The organism is Oleiphilus sp. HI0067 (genome assembly GCF_001635735.1).
Map to the genome: position 1 here is coordinate 1 of NZ_LWFI01001290.1, position 929 is coordinate 929.

At 41.9% G+C, this 929-nt stretch carries 2 protein-coding genes; both read left to right on the plus strand.

What is annotated here, in order from left to right; translation table 11 throughout:
• Nucleotides 1-24 precede the first annotated feature (24 nt).
• Nucleotides 25-642 (plus strand): DUF416 family protein, encoded by a 618-nt coding sequence (locus A3739_RS20015; protein ID WP_068483271.1) that lies wholly within the window; start codon nt 25-27, stop codon nt 640-642.
• A gap of 6 nt (nt 643-648) precedes the next feature.
• Nucleotides 649-929, plus strand: a 281-nt coding sequence (locus tag A3739_RS20020) for a TraB/GumN family protein (protein ID WP_197472459.1), incomplete at its 3' end; no start/stop codon positions are given.

Sequence of the window (929 nt, forward strand, 5' to 3'; positions counted from 1 at the left end):
AGTTTTGTTTAGGAACAAACAACTATGAACCCTAAAAAATTAATGAAATCGGTAAAGGCTTTGTCTGGATGGAGAGAGACGGCTTTTCTATTGGCTCTGGTAGAGCGCTCTTTACCAAATATTCGTTTGTTTTTAGAGAGTACTGATCGTCTCGATGTTGATCCTGAATTTTTTCCTAAGGGCTTTTCCTCTTTACTTGATTCGAGTTGGCAGTCTGGAGTCATGGCGCCCAATGATGAAAGTTTGGTCTTGTGCCTTGATACGGTGGCCGCGCACTTTGTCGAAGATGCAGAAACTGCATTCGGAGCCATTCCTTGCAATCTTGGCTTAAGTCTATGGGAGCTCGCGCTTCTCTCTGCTTTGAATCGAGATAAGAAGAGAGCAGAGGAAGGCAGTCAATTATCTATTACGAGCGTGACAGAGTTTCTCGAATTCTCTGAAGGCGAAGGCTTAGATGAAAATGATTTGATTCGTCTTTTTGAGAAGCATGATTTGATGGCGAGAGAGTTTTCTTTTCAGCAGGAGTTATGCGACATACTGCGCAGCGCCGATAAACTTTCAAAAGATCTGATGATACAAATTCGAACTTTGGCTCATGATAACGATGTTAGTAATTTGGGTATTAGTCTGGAAGAGGAATAGCCAGTTATGAAAGCGCCTTTGTTGGCTTTGATTGTTCTCGTCTTTTCTTGCTCTGTTCTGGCGCGAGAGTCTTATGTTGGTTTGAGCTGGGATGTAAAAAAAGATTCTGACAAGTATGCAAGTGCTTACTTGATAGGGGCGGTTCACATGGCAAATAGCAGCTTTTATCCATTCGACAAGAAGATTCTTGATCGTTTTACAAAGTCAGATGTTCTCTTGGTGGAAGCGGATGAAAGTCGCGTTTCAGAGGCTGATATGAATGCATTGATGTCAAAATATGCTCTATA